The organism is Methylobacterium sp. R2-1, assembly GCF_014191355.1.
Classification (GTDB): Bacteria; Pseudomonadota; Alphaproteobacteria; order Rhizobiales; family Beijerinckiaceae; genus Methylobacterium.
The window spans coordinates 87,170-109,743 of the sequence record NZ_JACHWM010000014.1 but is presented as its reverse complement, the minus strand read 5'-3'; the positions used below and the strand labels follow the sequence as shown (position 1 = coordinate 109,743).

Here is a 22,574-nt window from a genome sequence, read left to right as displayed (position 1 = left end):
CGGATGCGCGGGTGCATCATGCCGGATCGCCCTCGACGCCTTGCTCGGCGCCTCGCCCTGCCGCTTGCCAGCCCGTCAGCCCGGAGAAGGCGGCGACGACACCCTCGTAGACCGGGCGCTTGAAGGTGATGATGAGGTCCGGCAGAGCCTCCAGCCGCTCCCAGCGCCACGCGTCGAATTCGGGCTTGTGCCGACCGTCGCCGGGTGACTCCACGTCGATCACCGAGTCGCTGCCGGTCAGGCCGAAGGCGAACCATTTCTGGCGCTGGCCGCGATAGCGGCCCTTCCAGGCCTGTTTCATGATCGCCGGCGGCAGGTCGTAGGCGAGCCAGTCGCGCGTCTCGCCGAGCAGCGTGACGGCCTCGGCCGGTACGTTGGTCTCCTCGTGGAGCTCGCGCAGGGCCGCGTCGAGGGGCGCTTCCCCCTCGTCGATCCCGCCCTGCGGCATCTGCCACGCGCGATCGCCATCGACATGCTCGGGGCCGGCCTCGCGCTTGCGCCGCCCGATGAAGACGCGGCCGTCGCGGTTGAAAAGGGCCACGCCCACGCAGGGGCGGTAAGGCAGCGCACTGCCCTCGGGCAGGCGTAGAAGATCATCGTCGGGGCGGGTCATGGCGGGCTCGTGCTGGCGGCGCGACCATAGGAGGCCGAACCGGTGCGGGCAACGCCGACCTACCACCCATCTGAGGCCGTAAAACGAAGGCGGGCGCAGCCTTGGCCGCGCCCGCGTTCTTCTCGGCCGTTCCCGCTTTCGGTCAGGCGGCGCGCACGTTCGCCAGGAAGCGGCCGACCTCGCTGCTGAGATGCTCGGACTGGCGCGACAGTTCGGAGGAGGCGGCGAGGACCTGGGCGGCGGTGGCCCCTGCCTCCTCGGCGGCCTGCGCCACGCCCGAGATGTTGCTCGTCACCTCGCCCGCGCCCATCGCGGCCTGGGCGACGTTGCGCACGATCTCCTGCGTCGCCGCCCCCTGCTGCTCCACCGCCGCGGCGATCGAGGCCGCCACGGAGCTGATCTCCTCGATGCGTCCCGTGATGCTGCCGATGGCCGAGACCGCGTGGCCCGTGGTCTCTTGGATCCGGCCGATCTGACCGGAGATCTCTTCGGTTGCCCGGGCGGTCTGGTTGGCGAGTTCCTTGACCTCGGCGGCGACCACCGCGAAGCCGCGGCCGGCTTCACCCGCGCGGGCCGCCTCGATGGTGGCGTTGAGCGCGAGCAGATTGGTCTGCCCGGCGATCGTGGTGATCATGGTGACGACGTCGCCGATCTTGGAGACGGCCGCGCTCAGCGCCCGGACATGGGCCGCCGTCTGCGCCGCCTCTCCGACTGCAGCCTGGGCGAGGCTCGACGAGCCGCTCACCTGCCGGCCGATTTCCTGCACCGACGCACCGAGTTCCTCGGCGGCCGCCGCCACCGTGTTGACGTTGGTGGCCGCCTCCTCGGCCGCGGCCGCCACGCTGATCGACTGGTTGGCGGTGCGGGTCGCGGCACCGGTCATGCCGTGGGCCGAGGCCTGCAACTGGGAAGCGGCGGAGGAGACGAGGCTGACGACGCTGCCGACCGCACCCTCGAACCGCTCGGCCATCTCGCGCATCGCCGCCTTGCGCTGCGCCTCCGCGCCGGCGCGGGCGGCGGCGCTTTCCTCTTCGAGGCTGCGCATGCGGATCAGGCCGTCCTTGAAGATCTGCACCGCGTCGGCGATCGTCCCGATCTCGGTCCGCTGACCCTGGTGCGGGATCGTGACCGAGAGGTCGCCCGCAGCCAGCGCCTGCATCGGCTGGACCACGGAGGCGATGCCGCGCGTCACGCCGCGGGTGATCAGGACCGCGAGCAGGACCGCGAGGCCGAGGCCGAGAGCGAGGACGGCCAAGCCGATCGTCCGCACCCACTGGAACATGACCTGACCCTTCTCCATCGCACGGGCGGCGCCCTCGTTGTTGAAGACGATCAGCTTCTCCAGGGCATTCGACATTGCCCGACGCGGCGCGATGCCCTTCGCTTCGTAATGGGTGAAGGCGTCCGCCTTCCGGCCCTGGCGTGAGAGATCCATCACGATCCGACGCTCGCTCTCGAAGGCGGCGGCTTCCCGTGAATAGGTCTCGTAGAGCGCCCGCTCCTCGGCATTGGTGATCAGAGCCTCGTAGGCCAGGCGCTTGTCGGTGATGAGCTTGCCGAAACGCTCGAGATCCTTGTCCATCGGCGGGATCATCTGCGGATCAACCGCCTGCGTGTGCCGCAGCATCACGCCATTCATTCGCGCTGTCGCGGTGTCGAGTTCGCCGAGCAGACGCACGCTTGGGAGCCAGTTGCGCTCGACGTCGAGCGCCTGATCGCGCATCGTCTGCGTTCCGACGACACCGAGAATGCCGAGGCCGACGAGAAGGACCGTCAGCAGCGCAAACGAGGCGATGAGCTTGCTGCGGATGGGAAGCGTTTGGAGCGACACGGATGAACTCCGACAGGACGGCTTGGCCCGGATCTGTCGGCCGAGCGGCACGACCTTGCCGGAAAACACTTACCGGATCACGAACCGTTCATCGAAATCGATTCGGTGGGATGGATTAAAATCGAACTACGCCTCGAACTGGGCAGAAACAATCAAAGGAATGCTTCTCTTCTTTGTCTCGGCTTATGCTAACTCCGAAGAGGACATCTCAGGCATGTGCTGTTTGGGGATTGTGCGCACCGTTATCTGAAAGTGGTCATGCAGAGAGTCTCTGCGGGACAGTACGGCACCGATGCTCTTCAGCCAAAATGCTAAGGCGCGGCGCTCGTCAGCTTGGCGACGCCGGCACGGCGCAGCAGCACGCTGACCGGCACGAGCCGGACGCCCCGTGCCTCAAGATCGCGCGACCAGCGAGACAGGCGGTCGATCGTCAGCGGCGAGGCGCTGGCGGAGGCGAGGACGGAACCTTTCTGCCGGGCGATGGTCTCCAGGCGGGCGAGTTCCGCGTCGATCGCGTCGGGCCGGGCAATGGCATCGATCACGATCTCGGCGCGCGCAGTCGGCAGCTTGGTCTTGGCCGCGACCCCTGCAATCTGCGAGCCGGAGGCTGAGCCGTCGTCGACGAAGCCGAGACCGCGGGCGGAGAGATCCTTCAGCACCGGCTCCAGGGCAGCGGGCTCGTTCATCAGCTTCGCGCCCATGAAATTCACGGCGCCGATGAAGCCGGGAAACCGGCTCATCGCCCAGGCCGCCCGGTCGAGGTTCTCGCCGGGGCGGGCCGAGGCCAGAAGCGTCTGCGGCCCGGGATCGCTGTCGGGATAGTCGAACGGCTCCATCGGCAGTTGCAGAAGGATCTCGTGGCCGGCCTCGCGTGCGCGGGTGGCGGTCTTCTCCAGATCGCCGCCATAGGGGGAGAGCGCGAGGCTCACCGCCGCGGGAAGCCGGGCGATGGCGCCGAGGGTGGCGTTCTCGCCGATGCCGAGGCCGGAAACGAGCACGGCGATGCGCGGCCCGTTGCCGGGTTCTTCCGGACGGGCATAGACGTCGAGAGGCCGCAGCCGGCCCTCGCCGATGCGGGGCAGCGGACCGTGACGCCCGCGCTCGGTCAGGCGCGGATCGGGCGCGGGCGTGAGCTTCACCTGGGTGGCGTTCGGGACGCGGATGATCACCGGCGCGTCGGGCGCCGTCGAGCCGTCGGGGCGAAACACGCTGACGCCGGAGGCCTGCTCGATCTCGCTCGCGGATTGGGCCGGGCCCTTCGGGACGGGCGGTGCGGCGTCGGCAACACGGGGGGGGGAGGAGGCGGGGGCCTCACGGATTTCGATGACCGCCTGCGCCCGAGGTTCGCCGCCACGGGGATCACCGGTGAGGGCGACGCCCCCGGCCAGAAGGACGAGCGCCAGCACCCCGGCGCCGGTGATCGCGCCCGCGGACGAGCGCAGGGCGAAGCGCGGCCGGGCCGCCTTGTCCGCGACCCCGAGGGGTTTCGTCAGGATGTCGTCGGCTGCGTCGCTCACCCGCCGTCCCGCCCTGTTGGCGCATGTTCGGACGACCGGGCCCGGCCTTCAACGAGAAACGGCCCGCAACCTCGGTCTGAACCGGTATTGCGGGCCGTCATGGTTAATCTTTTGCTAATCCAAGGTGATCGCTTCCAGCGGTCACCTTGGGTTTTACGATGGCGTCAGTCGCCGGCGTCCGCCTCCGCGGGCTCAGGCTTTCGCTCCGCTCGATGCTTTCCAGGGCTTACGCCCCGAAAAGCCCGCTCCGCGCGGCGCTCTTCGTGCCGCGAAGCCGTCCACGCGGCTTCGAGCAAGGCCCGGTTTGTAGATCCCGCCGCGGAGGCCCGCCGCAGGCCTCGCAATCAGTTTTGCGTGGCCGGCTTCGTGACGTTGGCGGCGCCCTTCTGGATGCCGTGTAGGAAATCGACCGCGGCGATGAGCTGCTTGTCCTTGGCCGGGTCCGGCGGGATGTAGGCCGAGGAACCGCCGCGCTCCTCGGTATCCTTCTGCTTCAGGTGACCCTTCAGGCCGGCCTCGCCCTTGGTCTCGTCCTTGCCCTTCAGATCGTCGGGCACCTCCTGCAGCACCTCCTGATCCGGCTCGATACCCTTGGCTTGGATCGAGCGGCCGGACGGCGTGTAGTAGCGCGCGGTGGTGAGACGCAGCGCGCCCTGGCCACCGAGCGGGATGATCGACTGCACCGAACCCTTGCCGAAGGAGCGCGTGCCCATGATCGTCGCGCGCTTGTGATCCTGCAGGGCGCCGGCCACGATCTCGGAGGCGGAAGCCGCGCCGCCGTTCACCAGCACGACGATCGGCTTGCCCTTGGCGAGGTCGCCGGCCTTGGCGGAGAAGCGCTGCGTCTCGTCCGGGTTACGGCCGCGGGTCGAGACGATCTCGCCGCGATCGAGGAAGGCGTCGGAGACCATCACCGCCTGATCAAGCAGGCCTCCGGGGTTGTTGCGCAGGTCGATCACGTAGCCCTTGAGCTTGTCGCCGCCGATCTCGCTCTGGAGCTTGTCGATCGCCGTCTTGAGGCCGTCGTAGGTCTGCTCGTTGAATTGGGTCAGGCGCACGTAGCCGACATCGCCGCTCTCGACCTTCGACCGGACGGGGCGGATCTTGATGATGTCGCGCGTCAGCGAGACGTCGATCGGATCCTTGGCTTCCTTGCGGGAGATCTTGAGCTTCACCGTGGAGTTCACGGGGCCACGCATCTTATCGACCGCCTGGTTCAGGGTGAGGCCCTGGACCTGATCCTCGTCGATCTGGGTGATGATGTCGTTGGCGAGCAGGCCGGCCTTGGAGGCGGGCGTGTCGTCGATCGGCGAGACCACCTTGATCAGGCCGTCCTCCATGGTGACCTCGATGCCGAGACCGCCGAACTCGCCCTTCGTCGTCGTCTGCATGTCGCGGAAGGCTTTCGCGTCCATGTAGCTCGAATGCGGATCGAGCGAGGTCAGCATGCCGTTGACGGCCGACTCGATCAGCTTCGACTCCTCGGGCTTCTCGACGTAGTCGGTGCGAACCTTCTCGAACACGTCGCCGAACAGGCTCAGCTGCCGGTAGGTCTCCGCCGAGGCCGCGATGGCGCTCGTGCCGGACAGGAGCTGGGTCTGGGTCGACAAGGCCGAGGCGCCGATGCCGAGGGCCGCGCCGAGCAACACGAGGGACACTTTGCGCATTATCCGCGAACCTTCTCGCTGGAACTTCTCGCCCACCACGGCTCCGGATCGATAGAGCCGCCGTCTTTCCTGAACTCGACGTACAGGACGGGATCAATCCGATCATCGTCCTTCTGTGACGCAGCCTGCGTCACGTTCGACGGCGTGCTTGCCGGGGTGCCGCTGCCCTCGCCCATCACGGCCACCGGTTCGCCCGCCAGTACGAACTGGCCGACCTCGACGTTGATCTGATCCATCCCCGCGAGCAACAGATAGTAGCCGTCGCCCGCATTGATGATCAAGAGACGGCCGTAGGAGCGGAACGGTCCGGCGAAGGAGACCCAGCCCTCCGCGGGCGAGGAGACCACCGCCTTCGGCCGCGTCCGCAGCGAGATGCCGCGGGTGGTGCCGCCCTGGCCGTCGGGTTGGTTGAAGCCGCGCAGCAGGATGCCGCTCACCGGCCTGGGCAGATCGCCGCGGGCCTCGGAGAATTTCACCTTCGGCGTGAGCCGTGCCGGATCGCGCGCACCGGCGGCCGCAAACTTCTCCTGGATTGCCCGCTGCTCCCGCTCCGCGGCGGCGCGGACCTCATCGGCGGCCCGGCGGGCGCTCGACAGCTCGCCCTCCATCCGGTCCACCAGATCCTTGAGGGATTTCGCCTGGGCACCGAGTTCGGCGCTTTTCTGGCGCTCCGCGGTGAGGCTGGTTTCGACTTCCGCCTGTCGGCTGCGGCGGGCGGCGATCAGCGCGTCGAGGCGCTGGCGCTCGGCGGCCCAGCCCGCGAGATCTTTTTTGAGCGCTTCGCGGTCGGCGGCGATGAGGCCGCGCACGCGCACCAACTCGGTCAGGTCGCCGGCCAGGGTATCGGCCTCGCCGCGCAGCTCCGGCACCACGGCGCCGAGCATCATCGAGGTGCGGATCGCCGCGAGCACATCCTCGGGGCGCACCAGCACGGCCGGCGGTGGGCGCCGGCCCATCCTTTGGAGGGCAGCGAGGATCTCGGCGATGACCGCGCGGCGCGCCTCCAGCGACTTGCGGATCGCCGCGTCGCTGTTGGTGAGCGCGCGCAGGCGCTCCTCCAGCCGGTTCATCCGATCCTCGGTCGCCTGGGCCTGGCGCCCGGCATCGAGCAGGGCGGCGCTGAGCTTGGTCCGGTCGGAGCCGATCGCGGCGATCTCGGCTTCGAGCGCCGCCCGGCTGCCGCTACTGGCCGCCAGTGCGTCCTGGATCTGCTTGAGGTTCTGGGCGCGCCGGTCCCGCTCCTCCTGCGTGCGCCGCATCGCCTCCGGATCGGGCGGCGTCTGTGCCAGCACGGGCAGAGCGAGGCCGCCCGCGAGGCAGGCGAGCGCCATCAGCACGGCAGCGGACCTGATGGCCGCCTGGTTCGTCGCGAGCCTCGGATCGGTGGTCACCGGTGGTCTCATGCCTCGGGATCGCCCCGGTGATAGGGGTGCCCGGCCAGGATGGTCAGTGCCCGGTAGACTTGCTCGAGGGCGAGCACGCGTACCAGGCCGTGCGGCAGTGTCGCCGCTCCGAAGGCGAGAATATGGTCGGCGCGCCCGCGCACGTTCTCGTGAAGTCCGTCCGCTCCGCCGATGACGATGACGAGGCTGCCGCGCCCCGCGTCGCGCCACGCCCCGATCTTGTCCGCGATGCGCTCGCTCGGCCAGTCCGAGCGGCCGCGCTCGTCGCAGGCGATCACCGCTGCATCCGCCGGCACGAGGGCCAGGATCGCGGCCGCCTCCTCGGCGACGCGATCGGAAGCCCGGCGCGCGCGGGACTCGGGGATCTCGGTGAGATCGCAGGACGTGACGCCGAGGCCCTTGCCGAGCGCAACCGCGCGCTCGCGGTAGCGGGCGGCGAGATCCCGCTCCGGCCCGTTCTTCAGGCGTCCGATGGCGACGACGAGCAGGCGCAAGGGGGGGGACAGTTCCGAAAGACGAGGTGCAGCGGCGCGATAGCACGATCGGGCCGGGCACAGGGAGCCGGCCGGCTCAGGAAAACGTGGCCGGCAACACGAGGCGGCCCGCCGGATAGGTGAACCGGCCGGGGTGGCGGTGTGTCGGCGACGACCTAACTGCCGCCCGCAACCGACGACCTTTGCCCGGACCCAGCCTCCTCTGCCTCACCCGTCCGGGACTTCACGACAGGGATGCTGATGCACTCGCCCGCAAGCGCCGCGCCGCCGCGCCTCGACCGCAAGGCCGTGGGAGCCGTCGTGCTCGGCAACGCCCTCGAATTCTACGACTTCACGATCTACGCCTTCTTCGCCAAATCGATCGGCGCGACCTTCTTCCCCTCGGCCAGCCCGACCGACAGCCTGCTCGCCTCGCTCGCCCTGTTCGGGATCGGCTACGTGATGCGCCCGGTGGGCGGCGTGCTGATCGGCGCCTTCGCCGACCGGGCCGGTCGCAAGCCCGCCATGCTGATCACCATCGCGCTGATGGCGGTCGGGATGCTGATGCTGGCGGGCTGCCCCGGAACGGCGGTCATCGGCGGCTGGGCGCAGGTGATCGTCATCGCCGGGCGGCTGATCCAGGGGCTGGCACTCGGTGGCGAGGTTGGCCCCTCCACCGCCTACCTGATCGAGGCGGCCCCGGCGCGCCACCGCGGCTTCGTCGCGAGCTGGCAGATTGCGAGCCAGGGCTGCGCGGCCCTGTTCGCCGGCCTCTTTGCCACCGTGCTGACCCTCGTGCTCGGCGATGCGGCCATGGCCGACTGGGGCTGGCGCCTGATGTTCGGCCTCGGCCTGCTCGTCGTGCCCGTCGGCCTCGTCATCCGCAGCCACCTGCCGGAGACGGCGGGCGAGGGGCACGATCCCGCCGCCGCACCCTCGACCGCTGTGGTCCTCGGCCGCCTCCTGCGCCAGCACGGGCGGATGCTCGGCCTGGCCTTCCTCGTCATCGCCGCCTCGACCGTCTCGAACGCCGTCGGCACCAACATGCCGGTCTATGCCGGGGCGACGCTCGGCCTCTCGGAGATGGCGGCCAACGCCGTGCCGATCGCGCTGGGGTTGGCCTCGGTGGTCTTCCCGCTCCTCGGGGGCTGGCTCGCCGATCGGTTTGGGCGCAAGCCGGTGATGATCTGGCCGCGCGCGCTGATTCTCGTGCTCGCCGTGCCGGTGTTCCTGTGGATGTTGGGCAGCCCGAGCGCGTTCAGCGTCTACGCCGTCACCTTCCTGCTGTCGGCCCTGTCCTCGATCAACGCCGCGGCGATCATCGTCGGCATCCCGGAGGCCCTACCGCGGGCGGTGCGCAGCGCCGGGCTGTCCATCGTCTACGCCCTCTCGGTCTCGATCTTCGGCGGCAGCACCAACTACGTCGTGAACTGGCTGATCGCCGCGACCGGCGACCGGATGGCGCCGGCCTACTATCTCGCCGCCTTCAGCCTCGTCGGCACCGTGGCCGCCGGGCTGCTGCCGGAGACGCGGGGCCGCGACATCCATGTCGACACGGCGACGCGCGGTTGAGCGACATGGAGCCGATCCGTCACAGGTCGTTCCGCAAGATGACCGCGGAGTCTTGGTGCCGTGACGATGCAGCCTTGGTCGGTGGGGTATCCTCTCGAACCCAGCATTCAAGACGATGATCGTAAAGGAAGGCGCCTCCACACGTGTAGAGCGGAAGCGATTGGACTTCGCGATCTTTCCACTCGTCGGCCGCCGCACCGCCTTCTCGGAGTACCTGAATTCGCTGCAATGAATCCTTAGGAAAAATGATCCCTATTACATCGCTGGGGAAGGAGCGCACGCAAGACGTGTTGGCGTCATGGCGTTCGGCAAGACGAGAATGACCCTCTTTCATGACCGCCGACAGCTTCTGAGCGGGATTATACCGAGTTACACCGATCCCGAGGCTTGCCTCCGGCAGCTGATAGAGTTGCAGAAGCAAGTTCCGTCGCTCTACGCGCTGCTCTCCGTCAACGCTTGCACCCTCGCCTTCACCCATCACGCCCTCGCGCCGGCCTGGATGACCGTCGGGTTGCCGAGCGGGATGATTGGCCTGTGCGTGGTCCGCGCCATGCACTGGTGGCGCCTCCGGCCGCAGGAGATCTCCGGAGCGGAGGCCTTCAACCGGTTGCGCGCCACGAGCCTCCTCACCGTGCTGTTCTCGGCCCTCTTCGTCGGCTGGGCCTTATGCCTCAATGCATATGGCGGTCCGTTCGAGCAGGGTCACGTCGCGATCTTCGTCGCGATCACTGTGGTCGCCTGCATCTTTTGCCTGACGCATCTCCCGGTCGCGGCTCTCCTGGTGACCGTCATCGTCATCGGCTGCTTCCTCATCCACTGTTTCACCAGCGGAAACAGCGTCTTCATCGCGATCGCGCTCAACACGGCCTTCGTCACGGTGGTGATGGTGCGCATCCTCACCAACAACTTCCTGGCCTTTCTGCAATTGGTCGCGTCCAAAGCCGAGGCGCAGCGTCTCGGTGAGGAGAATCAGCGGCTGGCGCATACCGACAGCCTGACCGGACTGCCCAACCGGCGCTACTTCTTCCAGCGCCTCGATGCGTTGATCGCGGCATCGGCCGGCCGCGACGCCGCCTTTGCCCTCGCGATCTTCGACCTGGACCGCTTCAAACCGATCAACGACACGTTCGGCCACACCGCGGGAGACCGGGTGCTGGAGGAGACGGGGCGACGTCTCGGGGCCTTCGCCACGGGCGGCGTGATGGTCGCGCGCCTCGGCGGCGATGAATTCGGCGTCCTGATCCATGCGGTCGATGGTCCCGACGAGGTGGTGGAGCTCTGCAATCGGATCTGCTCGGCGCTGCACGCACCGATCTCGCTCGGTGAGACGCAGGTCATGCCGGGATGCTCCGGCGGCCTCGCGCTCTACCCTCACGCAGGGCGCGCGGCGGACGCGCTGTTCGATCGGGCGGACTACGCGCTCTACCATTCCAAGGAGCGGAAGCGGGGCTCCGCGACGCTGTTCTCGCAGGAGCACGAGGACGCGATCCGGGCCGAGCGCGCGGTGGAGACGGCGCTGCAGGGGGCCGACCTCGCCGCCGAGATGGAGATGCACTACCAGCCGATCCTCGACACCGCGACGGACCGGATCACGACGGTGGAGGCGCTGGCGCGCTGGACCAACCCGAAGCTCGGGCGCGTACCGCCAGACCGCTTCATTGCCGTGGCGGAGCGTTGCGGCATGATCCACTCGGTGACGCTCCTTCTCCTGCGCAAGGCGCTGGCCGACGCGGCCCAGCTCCCGCCCGAGATCGGCCTGTCGTTCAATCTCTCCTCGCACGACCTCGCCTCATCCGAGACCGTCATCGCCGTCCTTGCCGCCGTGCGGCAGAGTGGGCTCGATCCCCGGCGGATCACGCTGGAACTCACGGAGACGGCGCTGATGCGCGACTTCGAGGGCGCGCAGCAGGCGATCACGCTCCTGCGTGCGCTGGGCATCAAGATCGCGCTGGACGATTTCGGAACCGGCTATTCGAGCCTCAACTACTTTCACCGCCTGCCGCTGGACGGGATCAAGATCGACCGCGGCTTCATGGCCGATGTCGAGTCCGATCTCGGCCGCAGTGTCGTGAGCACCATCCTCGACCTGTGTCAGAACCTCGGGCTGGACGGCATCGCCGAGGGGATCGAGACCACGGAGCAGTTGAAGGCCGTGCGCCGTCACGGCTGTCGCTACGTGCAGGGCTACCTCATCGGCATGCCGCAGCCGATGACGGAATTGCTCGAGGGCTTCCGGAAACGGACGCTGCCGGTGGAGCCGGTTGCCGTCTGAAGGCCTGCCGGATCGAGCGCGACGCCTCGGCCCTGCCCCGTCACCGCAAGCCGTCGGGCCGGTCACCGGCGGCCCAGGCGAGCGCCTGCTCCAGGCGGTCGTTGCCCCAGAACAGCTCGCCGTCCTCCGTGAGGAAGCTCGGTGCGCCGTAGATGCCGCGGGAGCGCGCCTCCTCGCCCGCGACCTTCAGGCGGCCCTTATTGGCCTCGGAGGCTGCCGCCTTGAGGATCTGGGTGCCGTCGAGCCCGAGCGAGTCGAGGACGCGCCCCACCGCCGCCGGCTCGGCGATGGAGCCGCCCTTGGCAAAGCTCGTCTCGAACACTGCCTTTGTGAACGGCACCAGCCAGTTCTGATCGGCGCCGTAGGTCGCCACGCGCACCGCGCTCAGGGAATTTTGCGGGAAGGGATTGGGCCGCGTGATCGGCGGCAGCCCGAGCCGTGCGGCCTCTCGGTCGAGGTCGCGCCACATGTTGCGGCCCTTTGCCGGGTAGAGGTTGAACGGCGAGTTGGTCCACCCCTGCGTCGCGAAGATCGGCCCGAGCAGGAACGGCCGCCAGCGCAGTTCGACATCGGCTGCCTCAGCCAGCGCCTCGATGCGCATGGCCGAGAGGTAGGAATAGGATGAGGCGAACTCGTACCAGAATTCCAGGGTCGCGCGCCGCGCCATTCGTCGGTTCTCCGGTCGTCACATCCGTCCTGCCGGTGGCTGCGCCGCGTCCGCGGGGATGCATCCGAAGTAGGCCGGATCGGAAACGAGGCAACGGGCATGCCGCCCTGCCGGTTGCGCGCCGCGCACCTCCGCTGTTAATCCGCCTGCACCCTGTTGCCCGAGCCCGACACCATGTCCGACGCCCGTCTGAACAAATCCGTCAAGAAGGTCGTTCTCGCCTATTCCGGCGGACTCGACACCTCGATCATTCTGAAGTGGCTTCAGACCACTTACGGCTGTGAGGTCGTGACCTTCACCGCCGATCTCGGCCAGGGCGAGGAACTGGAGCCGGCGCGCCGCAAGGCGGAGCTTCTCGGCATCAAACCGGAAAACATCTTTATCGAAGACCTGCGTGAGGAATTCGTCCGCGACTACGTCTTCCCGATGTTCCGGGCCAACGCCGTCTACGAGGGCGTCTATCTGCTGGGCACCTCGATCGCGCGGCCGCTTATCGCCAAGAAGCAGATCGAGATCGCCGAACGGGTCGGCGCCGACGCGGTCTGCCACGGTGCCACCGGCAAGGGCAACGACCAGGTCCGGTTCGAACTCGGCTACTACGCGCTCAAGCCCGACGTGACGGTGATCGCGCCCTGGCGCGAGTGGGACCTGCGCTCGCGCGAGCAACTCATCGCGTTTGCCGAGCAGCACCAGATCCCGATCGCCAAGGACAAGCGCGGCGAGAGCCCGTTCTCGGTCGATGCCAACCTCCTGCACGCCTCGTCCGAGGGCAAGGTGCTGGAAGATCCCGCTGTCGAAGTGCCGGATTACGTCTACTCCCGCACCCTCTCGCCGGAGGAGGCGCCGGACCAGCCGACCGTCATCACCATCGGCTTCGAGCGGGGCGATGCCGTCTCGATCGACGGCGAGCGTCTGTCGCCCGCCACCTTGTTGGCGAAGCTGAACGAGCTCGGCCGCGCCAACGGCATCGGCCGGCTCGACCTCGTCGAGAACCGCTTCGTCGGCATGAAGAGCCGCGGCATGTACGAGACGCCCGGCGGCACCATCCTGCTGCCGGCTCACCGCGCCATCGAGTCGATCACGCTGGATCGCGGTGCGGCGCACCTCAAGGACCAGCTCATGCCGCAATACGCGGAGCTGATCTACAACGGCTTCTGGTTCTCTCCGGAGCGCGAGATGCTCCAGGCGCTGATCGACAAGAGCCAGGAGAAGGTGACGGGCACCGTGCGGCTCAAGCTCTACAAGGGCGGCGTTCACGTCATCGGCCGTGAGAGCCCGCACTCGCTCTACGATCAGGACCTCGTCACCTTCGAGGAGGGCGCTGTCGCCTACGACCACCGCGACGCGGCCGGCTTCATCAAGCTCAACGCCCTGCGGCTGCGTACCCTGGCGCAGCGCAAGAGGCGCGAGGGGTGAGACGCCACGGGTTTCCCCTCTCCCCGCCATGCGGGGGGAGGGGATGCGAAGACCCGAATAGCAGGTCGATCGAACCTGGTCAGGCCGGCTCCCAGCCGATCGCGCCCTGGGGCCGCCGGAACAGCCCCGGCCCGAGGTCGCCGTAGCGCAGAAAAATCTGCATCGCCGGCTGCATCTCGCGGTGCAGGCGCTCCAGGCGGCTCTCCTGTTCGTCCGTCAGGATGGCTCGGCCCTCGGCGTCCGTCTCCGGCGGCTCGCCGAGACGGACCGCCATCTCGACCGTGTACCAGGCCATGTCGCCGTAGGGCCGCTTCGGATCGATGCTCGGCACGTCGTACGCATCGTCCCATTCGAGGCTCAGAGTCCGCAGCAACCGCAGGTGCTCGTCGGTCACCTCGAAGGTGATGTGCTCGGGCGTCTCGCCGGTGGCCTCGTCGCGGAACACGTCGAAGACCGCGCTCGATGCCAGCTTGGCCAGCGGATTGTGGTACTGGTAGCGGCCGGGCTTCAGCGTGGCGTTTTGCAGGAAGACGGCGAGCGCATCACCCATCGCCCGGTGCTCCTCGTCCGCCCCCTCGTCGTCACCGGTGACGTTGAAGATGTCGCCGTCGCGGTCGGTGCTGCCGTAGGGCGCGTCCGGATGGATCATCGGCGCGCCGGTCTCCGCTCCGTTCCAGGCCACGACCATCCGCCGGATCAGCGCGATGCGCTCCAGCGTCAGGTCGAAGGTATCCGTCTCGTTCATGTCGCCGGTCTGCCTCTCGCACCCTGCGGGGCGACTCCGGCCCCGTCGCAACGCTCAGTGGCTCAGCGCCCGCGCGGGTGCAAGGCGTCGAGTCCTTCCCCGGCCTCTCTGGCCTGCTCGCGCGGCGCGTCAGGCCGCCGGCTTCACGGTCTCGCGGACGAGAAGGGCATCGACCGCTTCGGGCAGGACGTCGAAATGCTCGATGATCCAGTCGGGCGCGAGATCACGCATCGGCACGGGGGTGTAGCCGAAGGTCACGCCGACGACCGGGATGCCGGCGGCCTTGGCCGCGGCGACATCGGCCTTGGAATCGCCGACCATGACGGCGCGGTGCACGTCGCCGCCGGCGCGCTCCACGGTCATGGTGATGTGGCGCGGGTCGGGCTTCGAGAAGGCGAAGGTGTCCTTGCCGACGATCGTGCGAAAGCGGTGTCCGATGCCCAGCGCATCGAGCAGGGCCACCGCATGCGACTCGACCTTGTTGGTGCAGATCGCGAGGCGGAAGCCCACGGCTTCAAGCCGGTCCAGCGCCTCGACCACGCCGGGGAAGAGGTAGGAATTGTCGGTGAGATGGTCGCCGTAATAGGCGAGGAAGTCGTGGAACAGCACTTCCAGCCGCTCCGGCGTCAGGGTCGCGCCGGCCACCGTGAAGCCGCGCTGGATCAGGGCGCGCGCGCCCGCGCCGAGCAGGTCACGGGCCTGTTCGAGGGGAAGCGGCGCGTGGCCCTCGCGGGCGAGGATGACGTTGAGGGTGCCGATCAGGTCGCCCGCGGTCTCGGCGAGGGTGCCGTCGAGATCGAACACGACGATCGGGGAGCTGTTCACGGTCATCGGCGTCCCGGTGCATTCCATTGTCAAGTTGGCTAGCGGTCGTGTCCCTTACGATCAACCCTAGCGGTTGATGCGCGGTTAGCGCGAGCGATCGGTGTTGCCTCTCTGCCCAAGCTCCGCCACGGAGCGGGTGCTTGATCGTGCCGCCGACGATTCGCCGTTTCGCTCCCCGCAACAGGACGATGTTCCGCCCCATGCGTTTCACATCGCGTTCCCCTTCGCGTCATTCTCTCCCGCGTCTGTCTCCCTGCCTGCTCATCGCGGCCCTGCTCGGTCTGCCGGTGGCAGCCGAGGCCGCCGGGCCCTACGAGTTCGTCGCTGCGCCTGCCGTCGATCTGAACCGGATCTACCGCATCGACCGCGCCAACGGTGAGGTTACCTCCTGCCAGTACGGCCTGCGCGACGACAGCGTCGGCGTCACCCTGTGCTTCGCCGCCGGAGAGGGCGCCGGCCCCCAGACGCCGGGCGAGTACGGCCTGATCGCCTCGCGCCACGCTCGCGAGTCGGGGATCTACCGGGTCAACTACCGCACGGGGGAAACCAGCGCCTGTTACGTGCAGATCCGCCAGGAACTCGTGGTCTGCACCGAGCAGGCCGGACCGCCGCCCGCCGGCACCGCGAGCGGAGCGGGCGCCGCTGCGACCGGTCCGGCCCCCGGTCGTGCCGGCCCGAGTGCCACGCCGCCGCAGGGAACGCGGCCCTGATGGCCGACGAGCCGCCGGAAGAGCGTGTCCCGGAGCGTCCATGCTTCTTTGCGTCCGGCTTTTGCGGCGGCGGGGAGGCGTGCTAGGGCCTGCCTCCTCAACTGCCCCAGATTCGACGGTCCGATACAGCCGATGAATTCACTTCTGAATTCGCTTCCCGAGATCGTTTCGTGAGCGCGCCGGACCTGAAGCGGGCGGCGGCGGAGCGCGCGATCCCCCTGGTCGAGGATGGAATGCGCCTCGGCATCGGCACGGGCAGCACGGCCGCCGCCTTCGTCGCGCTGCTCGGCGAGCGCGTGCGCGCGGGCCTCACCGTGACCGGCGTGCCGACCTCGGAGGCGACCCGCATCGCCTGCGAGCGCGAGGGGATCCCGCTCGCGACGCTCGAGGAGATGCCCGAGCTCGATCTAACCATCGACGGGGCCGATGAGGTCGATGGAAACTTGCGCCTCATCAAGGGCGGCGGCGCTGCCCTGCTCCGAGAAAAGATCGTCGCGGTGGCGAGCCGCCGCATGGTGGTGATCGCCGACGCCTCGAAGCGCGTCGAGACCCTGGGCGCCTTCCCGCTGCCGGTCGAGGTGAACCTGTTCGGCATCGGCGCCACCACCCGCGCCGTCGAGGCGGCCGTGGCGCAGACCGGTTGCGCGGGCGAGATCGTGCGCCGCCACGACGCGTCCGGTGCGCCCGTTCTGACCGATGGTGGTCATGCCATCCTCGACCTGCGGCTCGGCCGCATCCCCGATCCGGAAGCTTTGTCCGCTCGGCTCTGGGCGGTGCCGGGCGTGGTCGAGCACGGCCTGTTCCTCGGCATCGCCGATGCGGCCATTCTCGCCGCGACTGACGGCGACACAGCGGTCATCAGTGTTCTCGGCCGCCTCTGACGCCTGACGGTACTTTTTCCCTTCTTCGGAGCTTCTTCCGCATGGTTCTCCGTCTCGCCGCTCTGGGCGGCCCCTTCCTCGCGGCCCTGCTGTCGCAGGCCGTCCTCGTGCCGGCGGCGCTCGCGCAGCAGCCGGCCGCCAAGCCCCCGGCCGCCTCCCCGAAGCCGACCGCGAAGCCCGGTGCCACCCCGCCGCCGGCGCCCGCGCCGGAGCCGGACATCACCGCCTCCCATCTCGCGCTCGCCCGCGAGGTGATGCTGAGTTCCGGCATCGCCCGCTCCTTCGACTCGATCATCCCGACCATGGCCGATCAGATCCGCAAGAACGCGGTGACGCGGCCCGATCTCGCCAAGGACCTGGACGAGGTCCTGAAGGGTCTTGATCCCGAGATGGAATTGCAGAAGCAGCGGCTGATCAACATCGCCGCGCGCATCTATGCCATGCGCTTGAACGAGGCCGAGTTGAAGGACATCGTCACCTTCTTCCGTTCACCCGCGGGCAAGCGCTACGTCGAGACCCAGCCGCAGATCCTCGATGACATGGTCGGCGCCATGCAGGACTGGACCCAGGAAGTCTCGGAATACATCATGGTCCGCACCCGCGCCGAGATGGGCAAGCGCGGCCACCAACTCCAGTGATCGCAGGCCCTGCTGCGGCGTCGCGCCTCTACGCGGCCGGCGCCGTCGCGCTGGCCCTGGTGGCGCCGATGATGGCGCTCGCCAACCGTTCGAGCCCGCTCGTCGTCGGCCTTGCCGCCCTGCTGTTCCTCGCCGGCGCCGTCGCCGAGCAGGGCGGGCGGGCGCTCTCCCTCCTGGTCGGCCCGCTGCGCTCGCCGCTCGGCCTTGCCGCGCTCGCCTTCCTCGGCTGGTGCCTCGTCTCGCTGGCCTGGAGCCCGTTTCCCGCGCTCTGGGGCCGGGTGCTGTCCGAGTTCCTGCCGACGCTCGTCGCAGCGGCAATTCTGGCCCGGCTCGCACCGACCCGGCTGGCGTCCTGGGCGCTGCCCCTCGGCGCCGGCCTGCTCGCCGCCGCCTGCCTCTACATCGTCGCAAGCCTCGCCCTCGGCCTCGCGCCGCAGGCTTGGCTCGGGCAGCGCGTGGCCCTGTTCATGTTCAACCGCCCGCTGCTGACGCTGCTGCTGCTCGTCGGGCCGCTCGCCGCCTTCCTCGCCCTGCGCGGCCATCGCCTCGCCGCCGTGGCCCTGCTCGCGGTGGCAGCCCTGGCGATCCTGCGCTCGATCAGCGGCGCGGCCGCCCTCGGCCTGATTGCGGGCGGCGTGATGTTCGGCGTCGGGCGCCTGGCGCCCCGGCGCGTGGCCCTGGCGCTGGCGGCGCTCACCCTCGGGCTCGCCTTCGCCCTGGCGCCGGTCGAGGGCGACCTCCTGCACCGGCTGATGCCGGAGGCGGCGCATGAGCGGCTGACGCAGAGTTCGTCGCGGGCGCGGGTCGCCATCGCCCAGAGCTTCGGCGCCGCGGTGGTCCAGGCGCCGTGGATCGGCTCCGGCTACGGCATGGGCCTGCGCTTCGCCGAAGTCCCGGCGGCGCGGGCGCTGGAACCGGAGATGCGGGCGATGCTGGCCGTCGGCCACCCCCACAACACCTTCCTCCAGATCTGGTCCGAACTCGGCCTCGTCGGCGCGGGGCTGGCGGCGCTGGTCGCCTTCCTGGCGCTGCGGGCGGCCTCGGCCCTGCCGCGGCTCCTGTTCGCCACCGCCCTTGGTCTGCTGGGCGCGGCGGTGGCGGTGATGTTCGTCGAGCACGGGGCGTGGCAGGGTTGGTGGACGGCGGGCTGCGGGGCCGCCATCACATGGCTGCGGGCGGCCGCTTGCGCGCGGCCCGCATACGAGAGCGCTAACGAGCGCGTATGAGCGAGACAGAGATGAGCGAGTCCTTCGACGTCGACCTGTTCGTGATCGGCGGCGGCTCGGGCGGGGTGCGGGCGGCCCGCATCGCCGCGGGCCACGGGGCGCGAGTGATGCTGGCGGAGGAGTACCGCGTCGGCGGTACCTGCGTGATCCGCGGCTGCGTGCCGAAGAAGCTGATGGTCTATGCCGGCCGCTTCACCGACGAGTTCGAGGACGCGGCCGGCTTCGGCTGGCGCCTGGAGAAGCCGAGCTTCGACTGGGCTGTACTGAAGCGTTCCCGCGATGCGGAAGTCGCGCGATTGGAGGGCATCTACGGCCGCAACCTCGCGGGCGCGGGCGTCGAGGTGGTGGCCGACCGCGCGGTAATCGAGGACCCGCACACGGTGCGCCTCGTCGGAGCAGACCGCACGGTCCGGGCCCGCTTCATCCTGATCGCCACCGGCGCGACGCCGGTGCGCGAGCCGCTGATCCCCGGCGCGGACCTCGCCATCGATTCGAACGGCGTGTTCGAGCTGGAGCGACAGCCCGAGCGCATCCTCGTGGTCGGCGGTGGCTACATTGCCGTCGAGTTCGCCGGAGTCTTCGCCAGTCTCGGCTCGAAGACGACGCTGCTCCACCGCGGAAAGAGCTTGCTGCGCGGCTTCGACCCCGAGATCGTTGATGCGCTCGGCGAGGCTTACGCCAAGCGGATGGATCTGCGCCTGGAGCAGACCGTCGAGCGCTTGGAGCGCGACGGCTCGGCGATCCGCGCGACCTTGAGCGGCGGCGAGAGCCTGACTGTCGACTGCGTGCTGGTGGCCACCGGCCGGCGCCCGAACGTCGCCGGTCTCGGGCTGGAGCGGGTCGGCATCGACCTCGATGCGCGCGGCGCGATCCCCGTCGAGGCGGATTCGCGCACCAAGGTGCCGTCGATCTACGCCGTCGGCGACGTGAACGGCCGCGCGGCGCTGACTCCCGTCGCGATCCGCGAGGGTCACGCCTTCGCCGACACGGTGTTCGGCCAAAAGCCCTGGTGCGTCGATCACCGCCTGATCGCCACTGCCGTGTTCTCGACACCGGAGATCGGCGTGATCGGCCACAACGAGGACGTGGCCCGTCGCTGCTACGAGGCCATCGACGTCTACAAGGCGAGCTTCCGCCCGATGAAGGCGACGCTCTCGGGCCGCGATGAGCGGGTGCTCATGAAGGTTCTGGTGGACCGAGCCAGCGACCGGGTGGTCGGTGTCCACGTGCTCGGGCCGGATGCCGGCGAGATCATCCAGGCAGTCGGCATTGCGGTGACCATGGGCGCGACGAAAGCCGATTTCGACCGCACCATCGCCGTGCATCCGACGCTCGGCGAGGAACTGGTCACGATGCGCACGCCGTTCGTGGTGAAGCATCCGGTGGGCGTGGGTTAGCCTACTCCGCGGCCGGCAGGCTCAGCGACAGCAGCCGCGCGGTCCGTGACCGGCTGCCGTTGCTCGGGTCGGCGCCGGGCTCGAAGGCGCGGCGGCCGTCGTCGAGGGCGCCGTTCACCGCGTCGATGGCGAGGATCAGCGCGCTGATCATCCGCGAATCGATGCTGCGCTCCCGGGCTTGCCGCACCACGTCGGCGATCAACGCGTCGGTCTCGCGGGTGAGCGCATCGAGCGCCGCCGCCGATTGCGCCTCGCGGGCCTCGGCCAGGATGTCGAGCAGGCGATCGAGGATGACGTCGATGCGCTCGCGCCGCTTGCGCGCGAGGCGTTGGCCGAGCCACGCGATGCCGGAGCCCACCGTGCCACCGAAGAAGGCGAACAGGTAGATCCAGTCCTCGTAGCGGTCGAGGAACGTCTGCTGCTCGCGCTCGAAGTAATCCACCGCGCCCGGGTGGTTGGGAAGCTGCGCGCTCGTGGCGGTGACGGTGGTGTCGTAGTCCGGCGGCTTCATTTGGTGGGCCACCGGTGCGGCGGCGGCGAGCCGCGAGCGCCACTCGAACAGGTGCTGCACCACCGAGGCCACGGCGACGCGGCTCACGGCGCCGCGGGCCATCAGCCGGTAGGAGACACCCACCGTCTCGACATCCTCCTCCGGGCGCTTGGGCCGCCCGCCGAAGGTGCCCGCCGAGAGGGTGACCGGCTGGAGCGCCGGCACGCGCTGCACGATCGCCTTGCCGTCCGGCACGCTGACCAGGGTGACTTTGCGCTCCGGCGAAGCCGCCTCGACCGCTCGCAGCATGGCTTGCACCGGCTTGGCCGTGGGGGAGGCGATGATCGCCACGGCGTCGACCCGCTTCGCCTCCAGCGCCTGGGTGATCTCGCCGGCTTTGAGCGGCACGAGGCCGATGCGGCCGGCCGCGAGCGCTTCGCTGCCGAGCGCTTCGGCTTCCGGGGCCGCTTTGAAGTCGTAGAAGTCGAGCAGGCTCGTCACCATCGGCAGGTCGGCCTCGTGGCGCGCGACGACGCCGACGCGCCGGGTCGAGAGGTCGGAAAAGCTCTCGATCTCGTTGGCCTCGGGCGCGGCGACGATCAGCGCCTCGTCGTGCAGGATGGCGAGCGTCAGGCCGTTGTCCGGCAGCTTCACGTCTGGCCGTACTACGGCGAGGTCGGCGCGCCCCTGCTCCAAGGCGGCGGCGCTGTCGCGCACGTCGTCGAAAGGGACGACCTGAAGCCGCACATCTTCGTGATTGCGGTTCAGCGCTCGCGCATAGGTCTCGATCAGCACCGCCTCGACACCGTCGCGCGGGCCGACCGCCACGGTGAGCAGCGTGGGGCGAGAAAAATAGACGACGAGGCCGGCCACGGCCGCGAACCCGAGGGCCAGCAGCACGTAGAGCCATTCGCGCCTCATGAGCACGGCCACCATGTGGCGGCGGAGCCCTCGAAATCGCGTGCGATCCATCCAAGATTCATGAATCGAAAACCTGTCCGGATCGTGAAGAACGGATGATCACGCGAACCGTTTCAAACCGAAGTGAGGGCCCAGGTGATGGGCGACGTGAAGCAAGGCCCGAACCGCCGGTCACCGCCGCGTGGCTGGAGCGGGTGACGACGCACTATCTCGATCGCTACGGCGCCTCCTCCGAGATGCTGCGCCGAGTGCTCGCCCGCCGTATCGAGCGCCGTTGCCGCTCTCGCGACGAGGACCCGAGCGCGCATGCCGGGCTGATCGAGGAGACGGTCGCCCGGGCACAACGCTCTGGGCTGGTCGATGATGCGCGCTTCGCCGCGGCCCGCCTTCGTGGCCTGAGGCGGCGCGGCACCTCGACCCGTCAGGCACAAGCGCGGCTCGCCGCCAAGGGGATCGATGCGGAGACGATCGCGGCGACCCTCGCCGAGGAGCGGGAGGAGGCGGAAGGCACCGACGGGGGCGAGGCCGACACCGAGGAACGGGCAGCCCGTGCCTATGCCCGCCGTCGGCGCCTCGGCCCCTATCGCCGGCCGGGCACCCGCGAGGCCAACCGCGAGCGCGACCTCGCCGCTATGGCACGGGCGGGTTTTTCTTACGCGCTTGCCAAGAATGTGATCGCCGGTGAGGCGGAAGAGGATGAGACATCCTTCGGTGAAGCGTGAGGGGACCCCTCGACAGGCTCCCTCGCCGCTCCACGTCCGAGGCCACGCGGATCGCTTCCGCTCACGACGACGAGGACGACAGCATGACCGACCGCCACGCGAGCGCCCATTGGGAAGGCGACGGCAAGACCGGCAAGGGCAAGATCACGACGCAGTCCGGCGTGCTCTCGGACAACCCCTACGGCTTCAACACCCGCTTCGAGAACGAGCCGGGGACCAACCCGGAAGAGCTGATCGCGGCGGCGCATGCCGGCTGCTTCACTATGGCGCTGGCCTTCCAACTTCAGGCGGCCGGACTCAAGGCGACCTCCCTCGACACCAAGGCGGTCGTCACGCTCGTCCAGGACGGTGACGGTTTCAAGGTCACCAAGTCGGCTCTCACCCTCGAGGCGGTGATCCCCGGCATTGACGAGGCGAAGTTCGACGAACTCGCCGGCAACGCCGAGAAGGGCTGCCCGATCTCGAAGCTGCTCAACGCCGAGATCACCCTCGACAAGACACTCGCCCGAGGCTGACGGGTGCCCGCCCTCCCGGCGCACGGCGGGAGGGCGCTTTTCCGGTGCGCGGGCCAACGCGCCGCATTGATCC

General features: G+C 69.2%; 20 protein-coding genes. 10 read left to right on the top strand and 10 right to left on the bottom strand.

Annotated elements, in window-relative coordinates; genetic code table 11:
- Window positions 1-16 precede the first annotated feature (16 nt).
- From FHU13_RS19560 to rlmH, 6 genes are all read right to left on the bottom strand, one after another.
- Window positions 17-613: an RNA pyrophosphohydrolase gene (locus FHU13_RS19560; RefSeq protein ID WP_183437523.1), complete on the bottom strand. Its 597-nt coding sequence runs from the start codon at window positions 611-613 to the stop codon at window positions 17-19.
- A gap of 142 nt (window positions 614-755) precedes the next feature.
- On the bottom strand, window positions 756-2,444 hold the full coding sequence (locus tag FHU13_RS19555; protein WP_183437522.1) for a methyl-accepting chemotaxis protein: 1,689 nt from the start codon (window positions 2,442-2,444) through the stop codon (window positions 756-758).
- A gap of 311 nt (window positions 2,445-2,755) precedes the next feature.
- Window positions 2,756-3,961, bottom strand: coding sequence for a divergent polysaccharide deacetylase family protein (locus FHU13_RS19550; RefSeq protein WP_183437521.1), 1,206 nt, complete (start codon window positions 3,959-3,961; stop codon window positions 2,756-2,758).
- A 344-nt stretch (window positions 3,962-4,305) separates the two neighbouring features.
- Window positions 4,306-5,628: a S41 family peptidase gene (locus tag FHU13_RS19545; protein WP_183437520.1), complete on the bottom strand. Its 1,323-nt coding sequence runs from the start codon at window positions 5,626-5,628 to the stop codon at window positions 4,306-4,308.
- On the bottom strand, window positions 5,628-7,031 hold the full coding sequence (locus FHU13_RS19540; RefSeq protein WP_183437519.1) for a murein hydrolase activator EnvC: 1,404 nt from the start codon (window positions 7,029-7,031) through the stop codon (window positions 5,628-5,630). The genes FHU13_RS19545 and FHU13_RS19540 overlap by 1 nt, the downstream gene beginning before the upstream one ends.
- Window positions 7,028-7,525 carry a 23S rRNA (pseudouridine(1915)-N(3))-methyltransferase RlmH gene (gene rlmH, locus FHU13_RS19535; RefSeq protein ID WP_183437518.1) on the bottom strand — a complete coding sequence of 166 codons (498 nt, stop codon included), beginning with the start codon at window positions 7,523-7,525 and terminating at the stop codon, window positions 7,028-7,030. The genes FHU13_RS19540 and rlmH overlap by 4 nt, the downstream gene beginning before the upstream one ends.
- Window positions 7,526-7,765: 240 nt before the next feature.
- Here rlmH and FHU13_RS19530 point away from each other — a divergent pair, with 240 nt between their 5' ends.
- Both FHU13_RS19530 and FHU13_RS19525 read left to right on the top strand, forming a co-directional pair.
- The gene (locus FHU13_RS19530; protein WP_183437517.1) at window positions 7,766-9,076 is read left to right on the top strand and encodes an MFS transporter; all 1,311 of its coding nucleotides are present in this window, start codon (window positions 7,766-7,768) and stop codon (window positions 9,074-9,076) included.
- A 319-nt stretch (window positions 9,077-9,395) separates the two neighbouring features.
- The gene (locus tag FHU13_RS19525) at window positions 9,396-11,348 is read left to right on the top strand and encodes a putative bifunctional diguanylate cyclase/phosphodiesterase (RefSeq protein WP_183437516.1); all 1,953 of its coding nucleotides are present in this window, start codon (window positions 9,396-9,398) and stop codon (window positions 11,346-11,348) included.
- Between the two features lie 40 nt (window positions 11,349-11,388).
- On the opposite strand, the gene FHU13_RS19520 is transcribed toward FHU13_RS19525, so the two are convergent.
- Window positions 11,389-12,015 carry a 2-hydroxychromene-2-carboxylate isomerase gene (locus FHU13_RS19520; RefSeq protein WP_183437515.1) on the bottom strand — a complete coding sequence of 209 codons (627 nt, stop codon included), beginning with the start codon at window positions 12,013-12,015 and terminating at the stop codon, window positions 11,389-11,391.
- Window positions 12,016-12,189: 174 nt separating this feature from the next.
- On the opposite strand from FHU13_RS19520, the gene FHU13_RS19515 reads away from it, so the two are divergent.
- Window positions 12,190-13,431: an argininosuccinate synthase gene (locus FHU13_RS19515; protein WP_183437514.1), complete on the top strand. Its 1,242-nt coding sequence runs from the start codon at window positions 12,190-12,192 to the stop codon at window positions 13,429-13,431.
- A 79-nt stretch (window positions 13,432-13,510) separates the two neighbouring features.
- On the opposite strand, the gene FHU13_RS19510 is transcribed toward FHU13_RS19515, so the two are convergent.
- On the bottom strand, window positions 13,511-14,176 hold the full coding sequence (locus tag FHU13_RS19510) for a hypothetical protein (protein WP_183437513.1): 666 nt from the start codon (window positions 14,174-14,176) through the stop codon (window positions 13,511-13,513).
- 129 nt (window positions 14,177-14,305) lie between these two features.
- A complete protein-coding gene (gene gph, locus FHU13_RS19505; RefSeq protein WP_183437512.1) occupies window positions 14,306-15,007 on the bottom strand; it encodes a phosphoglycolate phosphatase in 702 nt (233 codons plus the stop codon).
- A gap of 182 nt (window positions 15,008-15,189) precedes the next feature.
- Between gph and FHU13_RS19500 the strand changes: the two genes are divergently transcribed.
- The 5 genes from FHU13_RS19500 (at window position 15,190) to gorA (ending at window position 19,853) form a co-directional block, all read left to right on the top strand.
- Window positions 15,190-15,711, top strand: coding sequence for a hypothetical protein (locus tag FHU13_RS19500; protein WP_183437511.1), 522 nt, complete (start codon window positions 15,190-15,192; stop codon window positions 15,709-15,711).
- A 170-nt stretch (window positions 15,712-15,881) separates the two neighbouring features.
- Window positions 15,882-16,592 carry a ribose-5-phosphate isomerase RpiA gene (gene rpiA, locus FHU13_RS19495; RefSeq protein WP_183437510.1) on the top strand — a complete coding sequence of 237 codons (711 nt, stop codon included), beginning with the start codon at window positions 15,882-15,884 and terminating at the stop codon, window positions 16,590-16,592.
- Window positions 16,593-16,633: 41 nt separating this feature from the next.
- The gene (locus FHU13_RS19490; protein ID WP_183437509.1) at window positions 16,634-17,230 is read left to right on the top strand and encodes a DUF2059 domain-containing protein; all 597 of its coding nucleotides are present in this window, start codon (window positions 16,634-16,636) and stop codon (window positions 17,228-17,230) included.
- A 68-nt stretch (window positions 17,231-17,298) separates the two neighbouring features.
- Window positions 17,299-18,456 carry an O-antigen ligase family protein gene (locus FHU13_RS19485; RefSeq protein WP_183437630.1) on the top strand — a complete coding sequence of 386 codons (1,158 nt, stop codon included), beginning with the start codon at window positions 17,299-17,301 and terminating at the stop codon, window positions 18,454-18,456.
- A complete protein-coding gene (gorA, locus tag FHU13_RS19480; RefSeq protein WP_183437508.1) occupies window positions 18,453-19,853 on the top strand; it encodes a glutathione-disulfide reductase in 1,401 nt (466 codons plus the stop codon). The genes FHU13_RS19485 and gorA overlap by 4 nt, the downstream gene beginning before the upstream one ends.
- Window position 19,854: 1 nt before the next feature.
- On the opposite strand, the gene FHU13_RS19475 is transcribed toward gorA, so the two are convergent.
- Window positions 19,855-21,264, bottom strand: a complete 1,410-nt coding sequence (locus FHU13_RS19475; protein WP_183437507.1) for a TAXI family TRAP transporter solute-binding subunit — start codon at window positions 21,262-21,264, stop codon at window positions 19,855-19,857.
- Between the two features lie 95 nt (window positions 21,265-21,359).
- Here FHU13_RS19475 and FHU13_RS19470 point away from each other — a divergent pair, with 95 nt between their 5' ends.
- Both FHU13_RS19470 and FHU13_RS19465 read left to right on the top strand, forming a co-directional pair.
- Window positions 21,360-21,986 (top strand): RecX family transcriptional regulator, encoded by a 627-nt coding sequence (locus FHU13_RS19470; protein ID WP_246714755.1) that lies wholly within the window; start codon window positions 21,360-21,362, stop codon window positions 21,984-21,986.
- An 83-nt stretch (window positions 21,987-22,069) separates the two neighbouring features.
- On the top strand, window positions 22,070-22,501 hold the full coding sequence (locus FHU13_RS19465) for an OsmC family protein (RefSeq protein WP_183437506.1): 432 nt from the start codon (window positions 22,070-22,072) through the stop codon (window positions 22,499-22,501).
- Window positions 22,502-22,574 lie beyond the last annotated feature (73 nt).

What these genes read in the sequence shown, in the direction of transcription:
- FHU13_RS19560 (WP_183437523.1), bottom strand. Translation starts at nt 613, where the DNA reads ATGACCCGCCCCGACGATGATCTTCTACGCCTGCCCGAGGGCAGTGCG.
- FHU13_RS19545 (WP_183437520.1), bottom strand. Translation starts at nt 5,628, where the DNA reads ATGCGCAAAGTGTCCCTCGTGTTGCTCGGCGCGGCCCTCGGCATCGGC.
- FHU13_RS19540 (WP_183437519.1), bottom strand. Translation starts at nt 7,031, where the DNA reads ATGAGACCACCGGTGACCACCGATCCGAGGCTCGCGACGAACCAGGCG.
- FHU13_RS19530 (WP_183437517.1), top strand. Translation starts at nt 7,766, where the DNA reads ATGCACTCGCCCGCAAGCGCCGCGCCGCCGCGCCTCGACCGCAAGGCC.
- FHU13_RS19525 (WP_183437516.1), top strand. Translation starts at nt 9,396, where the DNA reads ATGACCCTCTTTCATGACCGCCGACAGCTTCTGAGCGGGATTATACCG.
- FHU13_RS19520 (WP_183437515.1), bottom strand. Translation starts at nt 12,015, where the DNA reads ATGGCGCGGCGCGCGACCCTGGAATTCTGGTACGAGTTCGCCTCATCC.
- FHU13_RS19515 (WP_183437514.1), top strand. Translation starts at nt 12,190, where the DNA reads ATGTCCGACGCCCGTCTGAACAAATCCGTCAAGAAGGTCGTTCTCGCC.
- FHU13_RS19510 (WP_183437513.1), bottom strand. Translation starts at nt 14,176, where the DNA reads ATGAACGAGACGGATACCTTCGACCTGACGCTGGAGCGCATCGCGCTG.
- gph (WP_183437512.1), bottom strand. Translation starts at nt 15,007, where the DNA reads ATGACCGTGAACAGCTCCCCGATCGTCGTGTTCGATCTCGACGGCACC.
- FHU13_RS19500 (WP_183437511.1), top strand. Translation starts at nt 15,190, where the DNA reads ATGTTCCGCCCCATGCGTTTCACATCGCGTTCCCCTTCGCGTCATTCT.
- FHU13_RS19490 (WP_183437509.1), top strand. Translation starts at nt 16,634, where the DNA reads ATGGTTCTCCGTCTCGCCGCTCTGGGCGGCCCCTTCCTCGCGGCCCTG.
- FHU13_RS19485 (WP_183437630.1), top strand. Translation starts at nt 17,299, where the DNA reads ATGATGGCGCTCGCCAACCGTTCGAGCCCGCTCGTCGTCGGCCTTGCC.
- gorA (WP_183437508.1), top strand. Translation starts at nt 18,453, where the DNA reads ATGAGCGAGACAGAGATGAGCGAGTCCTTCGACGTCGACCTGTTCGTG.
- FHU13_RS19475 (WP_183437507.1), bottom strand. Translation starts at nt 21,264, where the DNA reads ATGAGGCGCGAATGGCTCTACGTGCTGCTGGCCCTCGGGTTCGCGGCC.
- FHU13_RS19470 (WP_246714755.1), top strand. Translation starts at nt 21,360, where the DNA reads ATGATCACGCGAACCGTTTCAAACCGAAGTGAGGGCCCAGGTGATGGG.
- FHU13_RS19465 (WP_183437506.1), top strand. Translation starts at nt 22,070, where the DNA reads ATGACCGACCGCCACGCGAGCGCCCATTGGGAAGGCGACGGCAAGACC.